Annotated in this window: 18 protein-coding genes; all 18 read left to right on the plus strand. The window is 55.6% G+C overall.

Annotated features, from left to right (window positions below):
• Positions 1-54 precede the first annotated feature (54 nt).
• The 18 genes from GEOB_RS12510 to GEOB_RS12595 all read left to right on the plus strand — a co-directional run bounded on the left by GEOB_RS12510 (position 55) and on the right by GEOB_RS12595 (position 18,278).
• Complete coding sequence (locus GEOB_RS12510) at positions 55-459, plus strand: RrF2 family transcriptional regulator (RefSeq protein WP_012647603.1); 405 nt, start codon at positions 55-57, stop codon at positions 457-459.
• Between the two features lie 187 nt (positions 460-646).
• Positions 647-1,432, plus strand: coding sequence for an ATP-binding cassette domain-containing protein (locus tag GEOB_RS12515; RefSeq protein ID WP_012647604.1), 786 nt, complete (start codon positions 647-649; stop codon positions 1,430-1,432).
• Positions 1,429-2,151: a GTP-binding protein gene (locus GEOB_RS12520; protein WP_012647605.1), complete on the plus strand. Its 723-nt coding sequence runs from the start codon at positions 1,429-1,431 to the stop codon at positions 2,149-2,151. The genes GEOB_RS12515 and GEOB_RS12520 overlap by 4 nt, the downstream gene beginning before the upstream one ends.
• 2 nt (positions 2,152-2,153) lie before the next feature.
• Entirely contained in the window at positions 2,154-3,287 is a 1,134-nt protein-coding gene (locus tag GEOB_RS12525; RefSeq protein ID WP_041267140.1) for a cysteine desulfurase family protein, read from the plus strand.
• A 140-nt stretch (positions 3,288-3,427) separates the two neighbouring features.
• Positions 3,428-4,153, plus strand: coding sequence for a (Fe-S)-binding protein (locus GEOB_RS12530; protein WP_012647607.1), 726 nt, complete (start codon positions 3,428-3,430; stop codon positions 4,151-4,153).
• 253 nt (positions 4,154-4,406) lie between these two features.
• Positions 4,407-5,441 carry a type I glyceraldehyde-3-phosphate dehydrogenase gene (gap, locus tag GEOB_RS12535; protein WP_012647608.1) on the plus strand — a complete coding sequence of 345 codons (1,035 nt, stop codon included), beginning with the start codon at positions 4,407-4,409 and terminating at the stop codon, positions 5,439-5,441.
• A 307-nt stretch (positions 5,442-5,748) separates the two neighbouring features.
• Positions 5,749-6,102 (plus strand): NifB/NifX family molybdenum-iron cluster-binding protein, encoded by a 354-nt coding sequence (locus GEOB_RS12540; RefSeq protein ID WP_012647609.1) that lies wholly within the window; start codon positions 5,749-5,751, stop codon positions 6,100-6,102.
• 49 nt (positions 6,103-6,151) lie between these two features.
• Positions 6,152-7,081 carry a cysteine synthase A gene (gene cysK / locus GEOB_RS12545; RefSeq protein ID WP_012647610.1) on the plus strand — a complete coding sequence of 310 codons (930 nt, stop codon included), beginning with the start codon at positions 6,152-6,154 and terminating at the stop codon, positions 7,079-7,081.
• Positions 7,082-7,329: 248 nt separating this feature from the next.
• The gene (locus GEOB_RS12550) at positions 7,330-8,145 is read left to right on the plus strand and encodes an ABC transporter ATP-binding protein (RefSeq protein ID WP_012647611.1); all 816 of its coding nucleotides are present in this window, start codon (positions 7,330-7,332) and stop codon (positions 8,143-8,145) included.
• On the plus strand, positions 8,096-8,917 hold the full coding sequence (locus GEOB_RS12555; RefSeq protein ID WP_012647612.1) for a substrate-binding domain-containing protein: 822 nt from the start codon (positions 8,096-8,098) through the stop codon (positions 8,915-8,917). The genes GEOB_RS12550 and GEOB_RS12555 overlap by 50 nt, the downstream gene beginning before the upstream one ends.
• Before the next feature lie 16 nt (positions 8,918-8,933).
• Complete coding sequence (locus tag GEOB_RS12560) at positions 8,934-9,962, plus strand: ABC transporter substrate-binding protein (protein WP_012647613.1); 1,029 nt, start codon at positions 8,934-8,936, stop codon at positions 9,960-9,962.
• Between the two features lie 175 nt (positions 9,963-10,137).
• Complete coding sequence (locus GEOB_RS12565) at positions 10,138-11,187, plus strand: ABC transporter substrate-binding protein (RefSeq protein WP_012647614.1); 1,050 nt, start codon at positions 10,138-10,140, stop codon at positions 11,185-11,187.
• A 57-nt stretch (positions 11,188-11,244) separates the two neighbouring features.
• On the plus strand, positions 11,245-12,147 hold the full coding sequence (locus GEOB_RS12570) for an ABC transporter permease (RefSeq protein WP_012647615.1): 903 nt from the start codon (positions 11,245-11,247) through the stop codon (positions 12,145-12,147).
• A gap of 44 nt (positions 12,148-12,191) precedes the next feature.
• Positions 12,192-13,232 carry an ABC transporter substrate-binding protein gene (locus GEOB_RS12575; RefSeq protein ID WP_012647616.1) on the plus strand — a complete coding sequence of 347 codons (1,041 nt, stop codon included), beginning with the start codon at positions 12,192-12,194 and terminating at the stop codon, positions 13,230-13,232.
• Positions 13,233-13,262: 30 nt separating this feature from the next.
• On the plus strand, positions 13,263-14,018 hold the full coding sequence (locus GEOB_RS12580; RefSeq protein WP_012647617.1) for an ABC transporter permease: 756 nt from the start codon (positions 13,263-13,265) through the stop codon (positions 14,016-14,018).
• Positions 14,019-14,030: 12 nt separating this feature from the next.
• The gene (locus tag GEOB_RS19370) at positions 14,031-15,380 is read left to right on the plus strand and encodes an epoxyqueuosine reductase (protein ID WP_012647618.1); all 1,350 of its coding nucleotides are present in this window, start codon (positions 14,031-14,033) and stop codon (positions 15,378-15,380) included.
• Between the two features lie 32 nt (positions 15,381-15,412).
• The gene (locus tag GEOB_RS12590) at positions 15,413-16,942 is read left to right on the plus strand and encodes a nitrogenase component 1 (RefSeq protein WP_012647619.1); all 1,530 of its coding nucleotides are present in this window, start codon (positions 15,413-15,415) and stop codon (positions 16,940-16,942) included.
• Positions 16,935-18,278 carry a nitrogenase component 1 gene (locus GEOB_RS12595; protein ID WP_012647620.1) on the plus strand — a complete coding sequence of 448 codons (1,344 nt, stop codon included), beginning with the start codon at positions 16,935-16,937 and terminating at the stop codon, positions 18,276-18,278. Before GEOB_RS12590 ends, GEOB_RS12595 begins: the two co-directional genes overlap by 8 nt.
• Positions 18,279-18,290: the final 12 nt, after the last annotated feature.

The following is an 18,290-nucleotide window of genomic DNA, read 5'->3' on the forward strand; positions in this document are numbered from 1 at the left end:
TGAATAACTTCTTAAACTACTATTCCTACAAATTTAGTCATAAAAGGCCATCCTTTGAAACTCACCTCCCGAAGCGAATATGCACTTCTGGCACTTATCTATCTGGCCCGTACCGGCAGCGAAAATCTTGTCCCCGTCCAGACCATTGCCACCGCCCAAGGCATTCCCCCAAAGTTTCTCGAACAGATTCTCCTGATCCTGAAACGGGCCAAGTTCCTCCGCAGCCTGCGGGGGCAGGCGGGGGGCTATGCCCTGGCCAGACCTGCAAGCCAGATCCATCTTGCCGAGGTGATCAGGCTCTTCGATGGGGCGCTGGCTCCCACGGAGTCGGTAAGTGTCTACTTTTACGAATCGACCCCAATTGAGAAAGAGCAGAAACTCATTTCCGTATTTAAGGATATCCGGGACTACGTTGCCGGAAAGCTGGAGAACACCACCCTGGCTGACGTGAGCGAATGAAACGGTTCTTTTTTGCCCTGGCTGTGCCAATCAGCGGGCTTGCTTGTGCGGCGTGCAGATGTACGCCGCCGCGCAATCCCTTTATTTCCTTGCCAGAACAAAAAAATCCTCGTTTCAGAAGGTAAAGAAGAGAAACTTTTTTTGTACATTAATACGACAAAACCGGTAGGAAAAGGAGGAAAAGCAAATGGTGACAAGTATCACGATTATCGGCGGCAAAGGCAAGAATGGAGCGGCAGAGGCGGTGGAGAGGCTGGAGTTGAAAATGGGGGATGTGGTCAGCATTGTCGGCCCGACCGGATCGGGGAAGACCACGTTGATAAATGACCTGGAGCTGTTCGCCGATGGCAGCACTCCTACGGGCCGCCGGGTGCTCATCAACGGTGCCTTGCCGGAGGCTGAGTATCGCCATGACCCCTCCCGCAATCCCATTGCCCTGATTACCCAGCACACTACCTTTCTCTCCGATCTTCCCGTAAAGGAATTTCTCAGTACCCATGCCCGTATCCGCAGTACCGACGGCATAGAGGGAGAGCAGATCGTTGCCGAGACCCTGGACTTTGCCAACCAGCTTACCGGCGAGGCCATTGCCCTGGACAGCCGCATGACCGAGCTTTCCGGCGGTCAGACCCGTGCCCTGCTCATTGCCGATGCCACCATCATCTGCAATACCCCCATCGTTCTTCTGGACGAGGTGGAAAATGCCGGCATCCACCGTAGCCGCGCCCTGGAGCTGCTGCGCCAGTACCGCAAGATCTTCATCTTCGTCACCCACGATCCGCGCATTGCCCTGTTATCGGACTATCGCATCGTCATGGAAAAGGGAACGATGACAAAAGTGCTGCATACCGACGAACAGGAACAGCGACTTTCCCACCAGGTAAGCCGTCTGGACGACATTCTGTCTGTTTTGCGGGAGAAGATGCGGCTTGGCGAAAACCTGGGTGGATTGGAACTGGAGGGATTGGCATGAAACTGGTCATCTGTGCAGGGCCGGCCACCACCGGCAAAACTTCCGTACTACGGCACATGGTTCGTAAGATCCTTGCCGGTGGACGCAAGGCGGCATTCCTGAAAATCGACGTTCAGTATGCCGATGAGGATCTGGCCCTTGCCGGAGAGTTCGGCATTCCCACGCGCAAGGTTTACTCGGGGGAACTTTGCCCTGACCACTGCAACGTCATGGTGCTGGGTGACGCCCTGCAGTGGGCGAGGAAGGAAGGATGCCAGGTGCTGCTGGTGGAGACGGCGGGGCTGTGTCTGCGCTGCTCTCCCTATGTGGAGGGCGCACTGGGCATGATCGTCCTGGAGGCGACCAGCGGCATGAACCTGCCGCTCAAGGTGGGGCCGATGCTTTCACTGGCGGACATTGCCGTAGTGACCAAGATCGACAGGGTCTCCCAGGCTGAACGGGAGGTGTTCCGGGCGCGCATCCAGGATGTGGCGCCCTTGGTTAAGATCCGGGAAGTTCACGCCCTGCACGGCATCGGTATTGATCCTCTCCTTGACTATCTGGATCAGAGCCCGGACGTGCTCTTCAACGGCGACAATACGCCACAGCGCATGCTGCTCCGCGGCAATCCACCGGTGGGGACCTGTACCATCTGTGTCGGCAAGAAAGAAATCGGCTGGCAGTCCCACTTTGGCGTGGTTCGGCCCCTGGAAAACCAGACCTTCTATCGCGGGGAATGATCATGTCAGCACGGATCTATTTCGACAATTCGGCTACCACGCCCCTGGACCCGCAGGTGCGGCAGGCCATGTCTCCCTTCCTCGATGCCGTCTACGGCAATCCATCCAGCATGCACCGGGAAGGATTGGAGGCGCGTCAGGCGGTCGAATATGCCCGAAGTCAGGTGGCAGCGCTGCTCGGCGCCAATGGGGATGAGATTATCTTTACGGCCAGCGGTACCGAGGCGTCCAATCTGGCCCTTTGGGGTACGGTGCAGGCTCAACTGGGTTGCCACGTAATCACCACAACCATTGAACATCCGGCGGTACTCCAGACTTGCCGCGCGCTGGCATCGGCAGGGATCGAAGTCACCCGCCTTCCGGTAGGGGGCGACGGCATCGTCGATCCGGCAGCCCTTGCGGTAGCACTGCGGCCCACGACCCGACTGGTATCGGTGATGGCTGCCAACAACGTGGTGGGGACCTTGCAACCCATTGCCGAACTGGCACTCATTACCCGTAACCATGGGGCGGTATTCCACTGCGATGCGGTGCAGGCGGTGGGGAAGATTCCCCTGGACATGGGGAGGCTGCCGGTTGACTTGCTCTCCCTTTCCGCCCACAAGTTCCATGGTCCCAAGGGGGTAGGGGCTCTGTACATTCGAAAAGGAGTCAGGCTTTCGCCCCTTATCCACGGAGGCGGTCAGGAAAAGGGCTTGCGTTCGGCAACGGAGAATGTCGCCGGCATCGTCGGTCTGGGCGCTGCGGCTGCCATCGCCGCCAATGGCATGTCGGCAGAAACGGCCAGGCTGGTTTGTTTGCGTGACCGCCTTCTAGATCGCCTTCTGCAGCGCATCCCCCAGGCCTACCTGATCGGTCACCGCTACCGGCGCCTGCCCGGGCATCTCTGCCTCGGGATAGACGGCAGGGAAGGGGAGACCATCAAGCTCCTCATGGCCTTGGATGACGCAGGCATTGCCGTCTCCACCGGCAGCGCCTGCAGCGCCAGCCATGGCGGTGAGCCTTCGTACATTCTTTCGGCCATGGGCTACGACCCGCTGCGGGCTCGCGGTTCGCTGCGCATAACCCTTGGCCGATTCAATACTGAGAAGGAAGTGGATCATTTTATTGATGTCATTGCTGCACAAATAAATTAACAAACCTTAAAGTCAGTAACCACGAATGACACGAATAAACACGAATTTGTCAAACCTTGGGGTTTTGTTCTTCATTCGTGGCCATTCGTGCGATTCGTGGCTAATAAAGCTTGTATTAATAGGGTAAAGGAGCATCAACAATGAGTGAACCAGTAAAAATGATAGATATAAACGACCTTCCAGGCTTGAACTGTGGGGTCTGCGGTTTTCGTCTCTGCGAGGAATTTGCTGCCAGATTGAAAACCGACCCCGGCCTTCTGCCTCGCTGCATTCATCTTTCTGCCAACAGCCATGCGGCCCCCAATTCTCCTGAACAGTCGAAAACTGTCCCTCAAAGCTGCGGCGGCTGCCACAGCTTTGTCGATGGCACAACAGCGAAGGTCGATCTGGCGGACGCCCAGTGGACCGATTCCCTGGGGCGGGAATTCGATTTCTACCTGGAACATTTTCCCGAAGAGCCGGGACCCAGGGAAATCATCATTCCCCATAACCCGATCATTACCCGGGAGATGGAGATTGCCCCCGGCGACATCCTCATCGGCCGCCCCCTGGGCATGTCCTGCGGATGCCCCATCACTCACTGCGGAGTGGTCAAGGAGGTTGACTTGCGCACCGGCGTCATCGTCTGGTGCGTGACTGGGCCACTGACCCCAAGGGAAAAAGGCTTCAAGGATATGGGCTATTACATTGCCGAAGGGTACGAGGGGCTGATTGCCAAAAGCAGGGTGGACCCCAAGATCGGCATGCGTTATTACTTCCAGCCCAGCATGTGCATGCTCCAGTGGCGTCACAGCGGCCTGGTCAATTACCTGAACCGTACGGAGAGCGGACTGCAGGTCAGGGTAGAAGGGCTGTGGATTGGCTGACGCATGGCTGTCAGCGGCATTGCAGTTCTAGGAGTCTGTCGGACTTAGAATGAATCGGCTGCGAAAATGGCAAATCGGTCCGGATCTCTGTAAATTTTCGACAATTCTCTCGCTTCTATCCCTAAGTCCGACAGACTCCTAGTATCAGCTATATTTGCCTGCCAGGGAGACTGAAAGTGCAAATATAAAATTGACAAGAAAAAGATGTAAGCCTATAAAGTTGATAGACTTAAAAAAAAGAGTTCTATCATTTATGGATAAAATAAATAATAATCAGCGCCCGGTGCGCGTCGCCATCAACGGTTTCGGTCGCATCGGTCGCACTGTTTTGCGCCAGGCCCTAGGGCAACCCCACATTCAGATCGTCGCCATCAACGATCTTGCCGATTCGACCATGATCATACACCAGCTCAGGTACGATTCTACCCATGGCGTTTATCCCGGCAATATCGGGCTTCGGGGCGATGTTATGACCCTTGGTGGAAGTTCAATCCGGCTGTTGCACCAGAGCTCTCCGGCGGATCTGCCCTGGTTCGAGGAGAAGGTGGATGTGGTAATCGAGGCGACCGGTCGTTTCACCTCCCGGGCTGCAGCTGCATTACACCTGGGTGCCGGTGCCGGCAGGGTTGTCATTTCTGCACCGTCTGCCGACGCCGATCTTATGCTGGTGATGGGGGTTAATGACCGTCTTTTTGATCCCGATCGTCACGTGGTCATCTCCAATGCCTCATGTACCACCAACTGTCTGGCGCCACTCCTCAAAGTCCTTCATGAATCCTTCGGCATCAAAAAAGCGCTGATGACTACTGTTCATCCCTACACCAACAATCAACCGCTCCACGACGCCCCCCATTCCGACCTGCGCCGGGGCAGGGGGGGCGCCCAGTCTATTATTCCCACCACAACAACGGCCATTCAGGCTGTAACACAGGTCATGCCGGAGCTTTCCGGCAGGATCGACGGCATGGCCATCCGTGTGCCGACCGCGGCTGTTGCCAACATCGATCTGGTGGCAGAGCTGGAAAGTACGGCCGATACAGCGATGATCAACGCTGCATTTGCCAAGGCAGCCAAGGGGCAACTGAAAAATATTCTCGCCATATCCAATGAATCGCAGGTTTCAACCGATTTCCAGGGGTGCAGATATTCTGCTGTTCTTGATGCACCCTGCACCAGCGTCATTGAAGGGAATCTGATCAAGATCCTGGCCTGGTACGATAACGAGAGCGGTTATTCAAGCCGATTACTCGACCTGATCAGGCTGGTCGGCATATCATGCCCATCCTGACCATCAATTGAGACTCCTCCATAACGTTCTGATGCCCGCGCCTGAAGCAGCCCATCCTTAGCACCCTTCATAAACAGAAAAAGGTATATATCTGCTTATTCCTTTTCTTCGTGCCATGGGCTCGGAGTGGGTTTTTTTTTGCCTGATCCAGGAGGCTCTTATTAGTCTACAAAATAAATCTACTAAATAGAAAAAATTCTTGACTTGTCAACTTTGGTTAGTTACGATTATTTCCACTGCAGCTCACCATAGAACCAAGATGTGGATTTAATGGCGAGCTAATCATATCTGGCAATGCGGGGGCAAAATGGAGATAAGGGTGGCTGTTGCCAGCAGTAATGGCGCAACAGTAAACGAACATTTCGGCAGAGCGAAAAATTTCACAATTTATCGTCTGGTGGAGGAGATCTGGCAGCATGTGGAGGAGCGCCCAAATCTGCCCCCCTGCAATGGACACTGTCACAGCGATGCCCTGCTGGAGCAAACCGCTACCCTGCTCAGGGACTGCCAGGGGGTCATCGTCAACCAGATCGGTCCCGGAGCCATGGATACCCTGCTGTATCGCAATATCCTGCCCTTTGCCCTGAGCGGGTCAATTGAAGATGCCCTGGCAACGGTACGTGATTCAAAGCTGTTCCGGGTCCGCAATAAAATCGGATAAATTCGACTCAAGGCAGAGTCGGTAATCAATTAAAAGGAGATCAATCATTATGGCACGCATTGCGAGTAACCTGACGGAGCTGATCGGCAGAACACCACTTTTGCGACTCAGTCGCCTTGCCGAAGGCGCTGCTGCTGAAGTGGTGGCCAAACTGGAGTCATTCAACCCCGGAGGAAGCGTTAAGGACCGGATCGGCTTTTCCATGATCAAGGATGCCGAGGAGAAAGGGCTCATCACCAAGGATACGGTCATTATCGAGCCGACCAGCGGCAATACCGGCATTGCCCTGGCCTTCGTTGCAGCGGCAAAAGGGTACCGGCTTATCCTGACCATGCCCGACACCATGAGCGTTGAACGGCGGAACCTGCTCAAGGCATACGGTGCTGAACTGGTCCTTACTCCCGGAGCCAAGGGGATGAAAGGTGCCATTGAAAAAGCCGAGGAACTGGCTGCCGCCACACCCAATTCATTCGTTCCCCAACAGTTCAAAAATGCCGCCAATCCCGCCATTCATCGCGCCACTACAGCTGAAGAAATATGGGCGGATACGGACGGCAAGGTGGATATACTGGTTGGTGGCGTAGGCACCGGCGGCACCATCACCGGCATCGGCGAAATCATCAAGGGACGCAACTCTGACTTCAAGGTCGTAGCAGTTGAACCCTTCGATTCGCCGGTCCTGTCCGGCGGCGTACCTGGACCCCACAAGATCCAGGGCATCGGAGCCGGCTTTGTTCCAGGCGTACTCAATACCGGGATCATAGATGAAATTTATAAAGTTAAAAACGAAGAGGCTTTTGAAACTGCTCGCCGCGTTGCACGGGAAGAGGGTGTTCTGATCGGCATTTCCGGAGGTGCCGCAGCTTTTGCTGCTCTGCAGATTGCCAAAAGACCCGAGAACAAGGGGAAGCGAATCGTGGTGATCCTGCCTGACACCGGCGAGCGGTATCTGTCGACGGCGCTTTTTCAGGAAGTATAAATATTATTCTATTAAAACGATAGATTTATAGAATTAAATTGTTGACAATGTAAGCAGAACAAAGTAATAAAATAAGTACACCATTTAAGTGGCTTATTATTTTTTCACAGAACTACCCAAGATTGACTGACCAGAAATACTGGAGGTCAAGGATAGGGCGCTTGAAGCGCTTCGTTTCCTTGACCTCTTTTTTTTACCCATTTCTGGCCAATTCTGCTGCGAATCAACCAAAAAGGACGTGGTTCAAAATGCACGAAATTACCCTGACTAATATTTCATATGCCTATGGGGAACAAACTGTTCTTGAGGATATCAATTTTACTGCGGCAGCTGGTGAGTTCATCTGTCTGCTGGGGCCTTCTGGATGTGGCAAAAGCACCCTCCTTCGCCTGCTTGCCGGTCTTGCACGGCCAACCACCGGTACCCTGACCCTTGATGGAAAACCGATCAATGGACCGGGACTGGACCGTGGGGTGGTCTTTCAGGATTACAGTCTTTTTCCCTGGATGACAGCAGGACAAAATGTCGTTCTGGCGCTTGAACAGGCTTTTCCAGGGAAATCCAGGGCCAGACTTCGCCAGACGGCCCAGGAGTATCTGGAGATGGTCGGGCTTCGGGATGTCTTCCATAAACTGCCTGGGGCACTGTCCGGCGGGATGCGGCAGCGAGCTGCCATTGCCCGGGCTTTTGCCATCAATTCCCCGGTTTTGCTCATGGATGAACCTTTCGGCGCCCTTGACGCCATTACCCGTGCCCGGCTGCAGGACTTGCTGCTTCAACTGTGGCAGCAGAACACTGCCGAACGCAAAACCGTCTTCTTCGTCACCCATGATGTGGAGGAAGCCATTCTCCTGGCCAGCAGGGTCATGGTCATGGGGCTGAATCCCGGTTCGGTGCGCGGTGTCTTTCCGGTGGACATTCCGCGACCGCGACGGCGCCAGGCACTGTACACCGATCCAGCCTTTCTCACCCTGCGCGACCGTCTGATCAGAGAACTTCATGCGGATGTGCTGGATGAACTGGATGAGGGACGAACGGTGCGAACGGCAGGGGAAGGTATCTGAGATGGCAGCGAGACGCCATGGAATCAGTGTCCTGCTGCTTATGGCCGTGCTGTTGATTCCTCATACCGGGTTTACTGCGGTTAAAAAGCCCATTCGTATCGGTTACCTGGATAATCCTGGTGCCTTATTGGTGGTACAGGCGGCGACATATGGCTTCTATGATGAGCAAGGGATTAGGGTGATCCTTGTGCCTTTCAGGGATTCGCATAAGGGACTTGCGAAACTGGATCGACGCAAGCTGGATGCAGGGGCGTTTTCAGTCGGTGAAACACTCAAGAGAATAGCTGCCGGCTCCAGGATCAGCATTATCGCCGGGGGGGGCAGAAACCAGCAGCCGGACCAGCTTGCCGATCTGAAAACTGACGATGTAGGGAAAGAATTGAGCCAGGGAATCGTCCTTGCCGTGTCCACCCAGTCGGGCGCTTCCGGCAAAGAGCTGCAGGTCAGGCTGGTAAAGGCCCTTATTCTGGCCCATCGAGCCTTGGCCAACAGGACTTCAACCGGCGGTGCCGCAGCTGAAGCGGTCAGCCTCCACCTTGATCCAAACCCGGACTTCTGGAAGCTGCAGCAGCTCTGGACCTACCATGGGCTGCAGAACGAAACGATGACAAGGGATTTCCTCGCCAACCATGTGAACGAAGAGATCTACTGTGACGCCCTGGATGAACTGCTTGATGAAGACGGGCGCAAGGACCCGGTGCTGCTGAAGCTGAACAGCAGGGCTGTCTGTGTTCCCGACTGCTGTCCTGCTAAACCCGAAAAAAAACGCTGAATAAGGAGGGTATACGATGAAACGACTGATTCTGTTCGTCCTGTTGCTGACAATGGTCGCAAGCAACGCCATTGCCGGAGGGCTGCCGAAACTTCGGGTGGGCTATATTCCCGAACCTGCCCATGGGCTGTATTTTGTGGCCAATGAAAAGGGATATTTCAAGGAAGAAGGCGTGGATGTGGAACTCTTCCAATTCGGCAGCGCCGCGGAAGGACTGGCTGCCCTCAAGGCGGAAAAACTGGATGTTGGAACCTTCGGCACCACGGCCCCCATTCTTTTCATCAGCAAGGGGAGCGAGTTTACCTTTATCGGCGGCATGATGATAGGCGGCCAGGCCATTATCACCCGCCCGGAGCGCCTGGCTGAGCTGTCCGGCAAAAATCTCAAGGTCTACAAGGGTAAGAAGATCGGCCTGGTGAAACTTTCCACCGGCGACGTCATCTTTAAGGGAGCCCTGAAGAAAGCAGGTATCGATTATAAAAAGGATATCACCTTTGTCGAGTTGGGAACTGTCGCTTCGGTGGTAGAGGCAGTGAAAAAGGGTGCCGTTGACGCCGGTCTCGTTTATCCCCCCCATTTTTCCCTGGCCGAGAAGAACTACGGGCTGAAGGTCGCACATTACATCGAGGATTTCTATCCGGATTACACCTGTTGCCGCATCGTCGCCCACACCAAGCAGGTGAATGCCGATCCGGAAACCTATCGGAAGTTCCTGGCCGCCCTGATTCGCGCCTATCGTTTTTACAAGACCAATCCCGCCGAGACGGTAAAGATCTACGCCAAGGCCCTTAAAATCGATGAAGACATCATCCGCAATGAAACCTATGTGAAAAAGGTGGCTGATTCCAATCCCGATCCGCTACGCAAGGGCATCCTGGACTTCTGGCAGCATATCCGCGATGCGGGCTACATTGCACAGGACTATCCCTTGGATAAGCATATCAACACCACCATCTATAAGCAGGCCCTTGACGGGGTGATCAGGAAGTCTCCCAAGGACAAGATCTACAAGCAGATGCTCACCTTTTATAAAAGAAACAACTAGGCGGGGGCGGCCTTCACGCCATCTCGACGCCGTCCTCGTCGTCTCCTTGTGCGGCGTAGCGTGAGCTACGCCTCCGCGGGACTTCTCCGGGCGACGCCGACCTGGCGCAAATTCCACCCCCGGATGGTAGAACCTCATATTCACATAGCTGAGTGACAGCAGAAAGAGAGCCAATATGAAAAAGATAGTGTCCATAGTTCTTACCATTGCCCTGCTTGCCTTAGGAGCCGCAGTCAGCCAGGCCGCACCGCTGAAGAAACTGAAAGTGGGCTATCTGCCCACCTCCGGCCACCTGCTCTATTTTGTCGCCAAGGAAAAGGGGTTCTTTCAGCAGGAGGGGCTTGATGTGGAGCTGTTCCGCTTCACCAATTCCGGCGAGGGGCTTACCGCCATCAAGAGCGGCAAGCTGGATGCCGGTTCCTTCGGCACCTCGGCGCCCCTGGCCTTTATTGCCAAGGGTGCCGACTTCACCATCTTCGGCGGGCAGATGGGGGAGGGGCACGCCCTGATCGCCAAGCCGGAAAAGGCCGAGCGATTCAAGAATCTGAAAAACTATAAAGGAGCTACCATAGCTGCCGTCAGGCTGGCCACCGGCGATGTGGTCTTCCGCGCTGCCCTGCATGAAGCAGGGTTGGACTGGAAGAAGGACCTGACCATCAAGGAATTCGACTCGCCGGCGGCGGTGCAGGAGGCGGTAAAGAAGGGAGCGGTGGACGCAGGACTGACCTGGATTCCTTACTACACAATGGCCGAAAAGCAGGGCCTGGTGGTGGTCAAATACTCAGGCGACGTCATCAAGTCCCATACCTGCTGCAGACAGGTGGCAGTTACCTCGACACTGAAAGAGCGCCAGGCCGATTTCGAAAAATTCCTGGTGGCCCTGCTCAAGGCCTACCGCTTTTACCAGAGCAACAAGAATGAGACAGTCAATGTGGTAGCCAAGTACGTGCAGATCGACAAGGCTGACCTGTACAAGGACATCTATGGCGGCCACCTGCTGGTAAGCCCCGATCCGCACAAAAAGTCGGTCGTCCAGTTCTGGGACTTCATGAAACAAGCGGACTACATAACCTCCGCGGAAAAAATAGATAATCGTGTCAATACGAGTATCTATGCCGGTGCGCTGGCTGCTTTAGTGAAGAGGGAGCCGAAAGAAAAACTCTGGAAGAACCTGGATAAGGAATTCCGGGCGGGCGATGCCAACCTGCACATCAAGAAACATTGATCAAGCTCTCTTTCCTCATGCCCTTTGGGGTATGACAAGGAAGGGGAGGGGGAAGCCATGAAACGATTTGTCACAATAGCCAATCTGCTGTTCATCGTCCTAGTCGGAACGCTGTTTTTAGCAGCAAATAAGGGCATTCCCGACCACCTTCTGATTGTAACACTTGCCGTAGAGCTGATCTACCTGGTGCGTGTTACCTTCGACGGTGATGAAAAAGGGGGGAGCAGTGCCGGAGATGTTGCATCCATAATCTACCTGTTCCTTTTGCTCTGGTTTTTGGTCACCGGGAAGTCGGCGCTGCTGGACAAGATGCTCTTCCCACAACCTGAGCCGGTGCTGGAACTCTTTGTGGCCGAACTGCCGGACATGCTGAAGGGACTAGTCAACTCCCTGATCCTTCTGGTCAGCGGTTACCTGCTGGCACTGATTACAGGGGTTCCCTTGGGGCTCCTTATCGGCTGGCGCGGTAGACTCTTTCGGGCGGTCAATCCCTTCACCAAGGTGCTGGGGCCGATCCCTCCCATCGTCTACATACCCTATGCCATTGCCTTGTTGCCCAGCTTTCGCGCCGCATCCATCTTCGTCATCTTCATCGGCGCCTTCTGGCCGATCTTCATCAATACCGTTAATGGCGTGTTCAACATACCCAAGGGGCTGATCGATTCGGCCCGGGTGCTCAATCTGCGGGAGACGACGCTGCTGTTCCGGGTAATCCTGCCCGGCGCCATGCCTTCCATATGCACCGGGGCAACCCTGGCACTCGTATTCTCGCTGGTCCTTCTTACTGCCGCCGAGTTGATTGGCGCCAATTCCGGCATCGGCTGGTATGTGAAGAACTTCGCCGATTTCGCCGATTACCAGCGGGTCATTGTCGGCATCATCTTCATCAGCCTGGTGGTGACAGGCATTACCTGGGGGACGGAGCGGCTGGAGCGGCGGCTGTTGCGCTGGAGAAATTGAGTGTTTACTCAGAAAAACTGATCCAATACACGGAGGTTTTGACAATGAATCATTTAAAGAAACTTGCACAGGCGGCTCTGGCCTTGACGTTCGCCGTTACATTGGCCAGTCCGGCAACGGCAGCAAACAGGCCGACACTCAAGGTTGGCTACGCCCCTGGCGGCGGCAGCGTTCTGACCTTTATTGCCAAGGATCAGAAGCTGTTCGAAAAAGAAGGGATAGAAGTGGAACTGGTTCAGTTCGCCAGCTCCGCGGACGGGCTCAATGCCCTTAACAGCGGCAAAGTGGATGTGGGGATTTCCTTTGGCACCGCAGGCCCCCTGACGTTCATTTCCAAGGGTTCCGACTTTACCATTATCGGCGGCCACCTCTCGGGCGGTCATCCGGTTCTCGCTTTGCCGGCCAAAGCCGGACAATTCAAGTCCATCAGGGATTTCAAGGGTAAGACCGTGGCCACTCCCCGTATTTATACTGCCGACATCGTCTGGCGCGGCGCCCTCAAACGAGCCGGTCTGGATCCCAACAAAGATGTGAAGATTATCGAGCTGAAGAATCCATCTGCCGTTCTCGAGGCGGTAAAGGCGGGCAAGGTGGACGCCGGTATCGGCGCTTCTTCAGTGCTGGTAAAGGCCAGGGAATCCGGTGTGGCCATAGTGGGCTGGAGCAATGATTACTTCCCAAACCACCCCTGCTGCAGGATCGTGGCCAAAGGAAAGGCGGTCAAGGAAAACCCCGAAGCTTACCGTGCTTTCTTGCGGGCGGTTCTCCAGGCGGAAAAACTGAAGGCCGCAAACCCACGATTGGCAGTGGAGGAGAATAAGAAGTTCCTGGGCATGGATGAAAGCATGGCGAAGGAATTTACCCTGGAACCGCACCAGCATGTTCAAGCCGACCCCGACAAAAAAGGTGTCAAGCAGATGTGGGAGGACATGAAGTCCATCGACTACCTGCAGACCGATCTGGATGTCAATCGCCACATCAATGTCGAGTTGTACCGCGACGCCTTGAATGAGCTTTTGCGTCGCAACCCCAAGGACAAATACTTCAAGAATGCAAAAAAGATCTTTGCCAGGCAGAACCTATAGAAATTGATAGGGAATTGGGGAGTGAACGGGATGACGATCATTAAAAAATATGGCGGATCAATCGCTCTGCTGGTGCTGCTGATGGCGCTTTTCGAGATAGCCACCGACCTGACCGGCTGGCTTGAGCCGGTCCTCTTTCCCGGATTGGTTAAAATCCTGCCTGAACTGAAGCGGTCTTTTCCCAAGCTTTTGCAGGGACTGGTGAACTCCTTCGGGCTGCTCCTTCCCAGTTATGCCCTGGCCCTGGTGCTCGGCATCGGGGGTGGCCTGCTGGTGGGCTTTTGCGGGAGGCTCAGGACAATTCTGATGCCGATCTTCCGGGGCGTCAGCCCGATCCCCCCGACCATGCTGATTCCTTATGCCATAGCGATTCTGCCAACTTTCTGGCTGTCTTCGGCCTTCATCATCTTTGCCGGGGCCTTCTGGCCGATCCTGATGGGGACCATCCACGGAGTTACGCTATTGGAGGAACGCTATCTTGATAACGCCAGCGCTTTGGGGTTGGGCGGTTTCCGGCTGATGAGAAAAGTCATCTTCCCCGGTGCCCTGCCGATGATTTTCAGCGGCGCCGGCATGGCGCTGGTTTTCAGCTTCATCCTGCTGACCGTGGCGGAGATGTTCGGCGCCAAAGCCGGGATGGGGCACTTTATCCAATATTACGCCGATTTTTCCGATTACCCGAAGGTGTTGGCCGGCATGCTCTTCATGTCATTGGTCATCGTGCTGATAATGGAACTGTTCGACCTGCTCCAGAAGCGCCTTCTCCATTGGACCGGCAAAAGATAGGAACCTGATACGATGCTACCGCAAGGCGATCACAATTCACTGTTTATCAACGAGATTCCCAAATGGGGGGAGCCATATCCCAACATCCTGAACCGGCAGTCGGTCCTTGAATGCCTGACCGATTACCTCCTCCAGGTGAACTACCGGGGATACAGGCCAGACCCTCGCAAAGTGCTGGCGGTAAGGCAATCTGACCGGACGGCGACCCTGCGTAACGCCTCTGCTCCCATTCGCCAGGAGGTTTACTACTTCATCGAGGGGGAGATCTTCCCCAAGGAAGGAACCACCCGGATGAAAGTGGGACAGTCACCGTCAGAGCTTGCCGAGGAACTACTGGTACAGCATTATGAGCGGCTTTACATCTGGGTCGCTTATGACTTTACCAAGGGGTCGCCCCCCGGCTTCAGAAAGCCATTCGACAATCCCTTGATCATCAAAGGTTCATCGTGCCCGAATCCTGAACAGGTCAATAGACGTCAGGCGCCGGAAGGGGTTAACCCGCGATTTTTCCTTCCCGACCCTCTAGCGGCCAATATTGGTGATGGGGGTATCAGCCCCGATGTTGCCCTGGATGAGATCGCCAGCTTTGTGACGGACCTGGTGAAGAGGGATTTCCGCAATGCCTTGCCGGAGGGGGACAACCCCCCTATCTGGGACGAGCCGCTCATTGGTATAGCCTCAGCCACCGATCCTCTTTTCGAGCGGTTCCAGGACCCTGAGGTGGTTGGCCCCTGTCACCGTTTCCCCGAGGAATGGCTGCCGGGCGCCCGCTCGGTCATCAGCGTCTTCCTGCCGTTTACCGGGCATATTTCGGAGAACTACAGCAGGAGCCAGCGTTATTCGGCGGTGGAATTCTCATCGGGCAAATGGAACGGTTCCAAGTTCCTCAATGTGGTGCGCAGGGCCTTGGTCCGCTTTGCCGAAAGCCATGGGGCAAGCGCCGTCGCCCCCAACATCGATCCCCGCTATGACTCTGACGGCTGGCTGCCGTTCTGGTCCGAGCGCCATGCCGCCCTTGCCGCCGGCTTAGGTACCTTCGGCCTGCATCAGAACTTCATCAGCGAAAAGGGTGCTTTTGGCCGCCTCTGCAGCGTGGTCACCACCCTTAATCTCAAACCGACGGAACGCCGCTACACGGAAGTGTATGGCTACTGTCTCTATGCTTTTGACGGTAGCTGCCGGGCCTGCATCAACCGCTGCCCGACGGGGGCGATCACCGATGCCGGGAAAATACCGGGAAGATGCGAGACCCATGGTAACAAGGAGCATCTCAAGGACTGGAACTATGGCTCCTGCGGCCACTGCTCCACCTGGATTCCTTGCTCCCGTGGCATTCCGGCCAAGATCAGGAAAACTCTGTAATTGCATAATTCGATACAAGAAAGGAAACACCCATGAGTTACTTCGACAACAAGGTCCCTCCCAAGCGTGAGGATCGACTGAAAGCAGTCATTGCCCATGAGGACACCATCTGCAACATGGCCAGAAAGGCTGGCGGCAAGAGCTGCCTGATCGACGACGGGGAGCGGGGCTTCACCCAGGGATCAATCTGCCTGCTGCTGCCGGCGTTGGCCATGCTCAATACTCTGCCGGACAACGTGGTGCTTCTGCACAGCGCCCTGGGATGCGGTTCCTGTACCCACTCCCAGAACGCCAATGTGCGGGTGGGGAGCAATATTCGCCAGGGTAAGGCGAAAGACGGCATCTGGCTTTCCACGGCACTGGATGAGACCGACGTCATCAGCGGCGGCGAGCCGAAGCTGGAACAGGCCATCATCGAGGCCGACCGGCGTTATCGTCCGTCGACTATTGCCATTGTGGCGGGCTGCGTGCCCGGCATCATCGGTGATGATATCGATGGCGTGGCGCTGAAGATCCAGCCCCAGGTTAACGCCAGACTGCTGCCGGTTCACTGCGAAGGCTTCAAGACCAAGATCTGGGCCACCGCCTATGACGCGGTTTACCATACCATCGGCCGCAATCTGCTGGAGGAGCGGGGAATACATGATCCTGCACCGGAAGACGAACTTGCCGTGTTCCTGGAGCAGCAGCGCCTTGCCCGAACCGTCAACCTGATGAATGTCTCTTCCATGGGACGGGTCGACGAACAGGAACTGGAGCGGCTTCTCAATTCCATCGGCCTGGAAACCAATGTTTTTCCCGTTTTCTCCCATCCGGATTCCTTCATCAAGGCCACACGGGCGGCCCTGTCCATCAGCACCTGCCCGACCCACGACGATTACTTCCTCGGCTATCTGCAGGAGCGCTTCAAGGTGCCGTCCATCATCAGGCATATGCCCATCGGCATTGATAACACAAGCCTCTGGCTGCGGGACGTTGCAGCTGTTTTCGGCGCTGAAGAGCAGGCGGAGCGGCTCATTGCCGCCGAAGTTGCGGAACTGAAAGAAGCATTGGGGGAATTCCGCCCCCTGTTCGAAGGGAAGAAGGTTTTTGTAAGTGCCGGTGAGTTCCGTGCCCTGGCCACTTCCCGGCTATTACAGGAAATAGGGCTGGAAGTGGTGGGAATCCGCTCCTTCCACCATGATGACTTCGCCAATGTGGAATATGAGAAATTGGCCGGTGAGGCCAAAAGCGACTATGTGGTGGACATTGCCAATGTCCAGCCCTTCGAGGAGGCAAACCTGCTCAAGCGGCTGAAACCGGACCTGTTCCTGGGACATGCAAACGGCAACATGACCGCTGCCAAGCTGGGCATCCCCACCCATGTCATCTACAATACCGGTCTTTCTTACATCGGTTACCGGGGTGTTTACGAGGTCGCCCGCAGGCTGCATCGCCAGCTGAAGAATCCGTCTTACAACCGGAACCTGTCCCAAAACACCAGGCTCCCCTATACGGAGAACTGGTATGGGGCCGAGCCGTTTTCCTATCTGAATACCAGCGGGAGGGCTGTCAATGAGTGAGCATTTCGTCGAACGGGCACGTTACATGTGTTCTTTGGGGGGGGCGACCGGCACCGTAACCGCCCTGCCTGGTGCTATCCCGATTCTCCATTCCGCATCGGGCTGCGCCGGCAATTTCGCCTGGACCCAGAACGGCGGCAGCGGCCTTCAAGTGGGGGGATACTGCGGCTCTCTGACTGTTCCCAGTTCCAATATGCAGGAGAATGAAGTCGTCTTCGGCGGCGAGGATCGCCTGCGGGAACAGATTGCCAGCACCCTGAAAGTCATGGATGGCGGCCTGTACGTGGTCCTGACCGGCTGTGTGCCCGAGATGATCGGTGATGACATCTTTGCCGTCGTTAATGATTTCCGTGAAGAGGGTGCCCCGATTATCGGCGCCATCACCGGCGGTTTCCGCGGCAACTCCTATTGGGGATACGACCTGGTGCTGCAGGCTTTGGTGAAGGATTTCCTTACTAGAGGCTTGTCCAAGGTGAAGGGGAAGGTCAACCTGTGGGGGATCGTTCCCTACATGGACCCCTTCTGGCGCGGCAACCTGGAAGGAGCCCGCCGGTTGCTGGAACTTTTGGGGCTTCAGGTCAATACCTTTTTCACCCCTGCCGATACCCTGGACAACATCCGCAGGGCCGGCGAAGCGGAACTCAATGTCATTGTCTCCGATATATACGGCCATGAAGCTGCCCGGCACTTTCAGGAGCGGCACGGCACTCCTTACCTGACTTTGCCGCTGCCCATCGGGCCATCGGCATCGGAGGAGTTTCTCCGGGTGGTGGGCGATGAACTGGGGCTTGCGGCAGATCAGGTGGATGGTGTCATTGCCGGGGAGAAGAAGCATTATTACCAGATCCTGGAGCCGCTCACCGATTGCTATAACGATCTGGACCTGCAGCGCTATGCGGTAGTGGTGGGTGACGGCAACTATGCCGTGGCCTTGAGCCGTTTCCTTGCCGATGACCTGGGCTGGCTGCCCGAACTTACCGTCTGTACCGACCAGGTGAAAGATGATGAGAGGGAAGCTATTTCAGCCCGGATAGATGGTTTTACCTCCGGCTACCGGACGAATCTAGTTTTCGAGACCGATGCCAGTGAGGTGCTGGGGCACTTTAATCGCCACTGGCCGCGTTCCAAGGGCGAGAAATATTACAACGCCTTCAGTCCGGCATTCGTCGTGGGAAGTTCTCTGGAGCGTGAGCTGGCGCTGCAGTTGGGAGCACCGCACCTTTCGGTATCGTTCCCGGTGGCAAACCGGGCGGTGCTTGATCGTGGATATACCGGCTTTCGCGGGGGCTTGCGGCTGGCTGAGGACTTGTTTTCTGCTGTGGTTGCCAACAGGTGAAAATGATAAGAG

Origin of the sequence: Geotalea daltonii FRC-32, from assembly GCF_000022265.1 — a bacterium.
GTDB classification, from domain to species: Bacteria; Desulfobacterota; Desulfuromonadia; order Geobacterales; family Geobacteraceae; genus Geotalea; species Geotalea daltonii.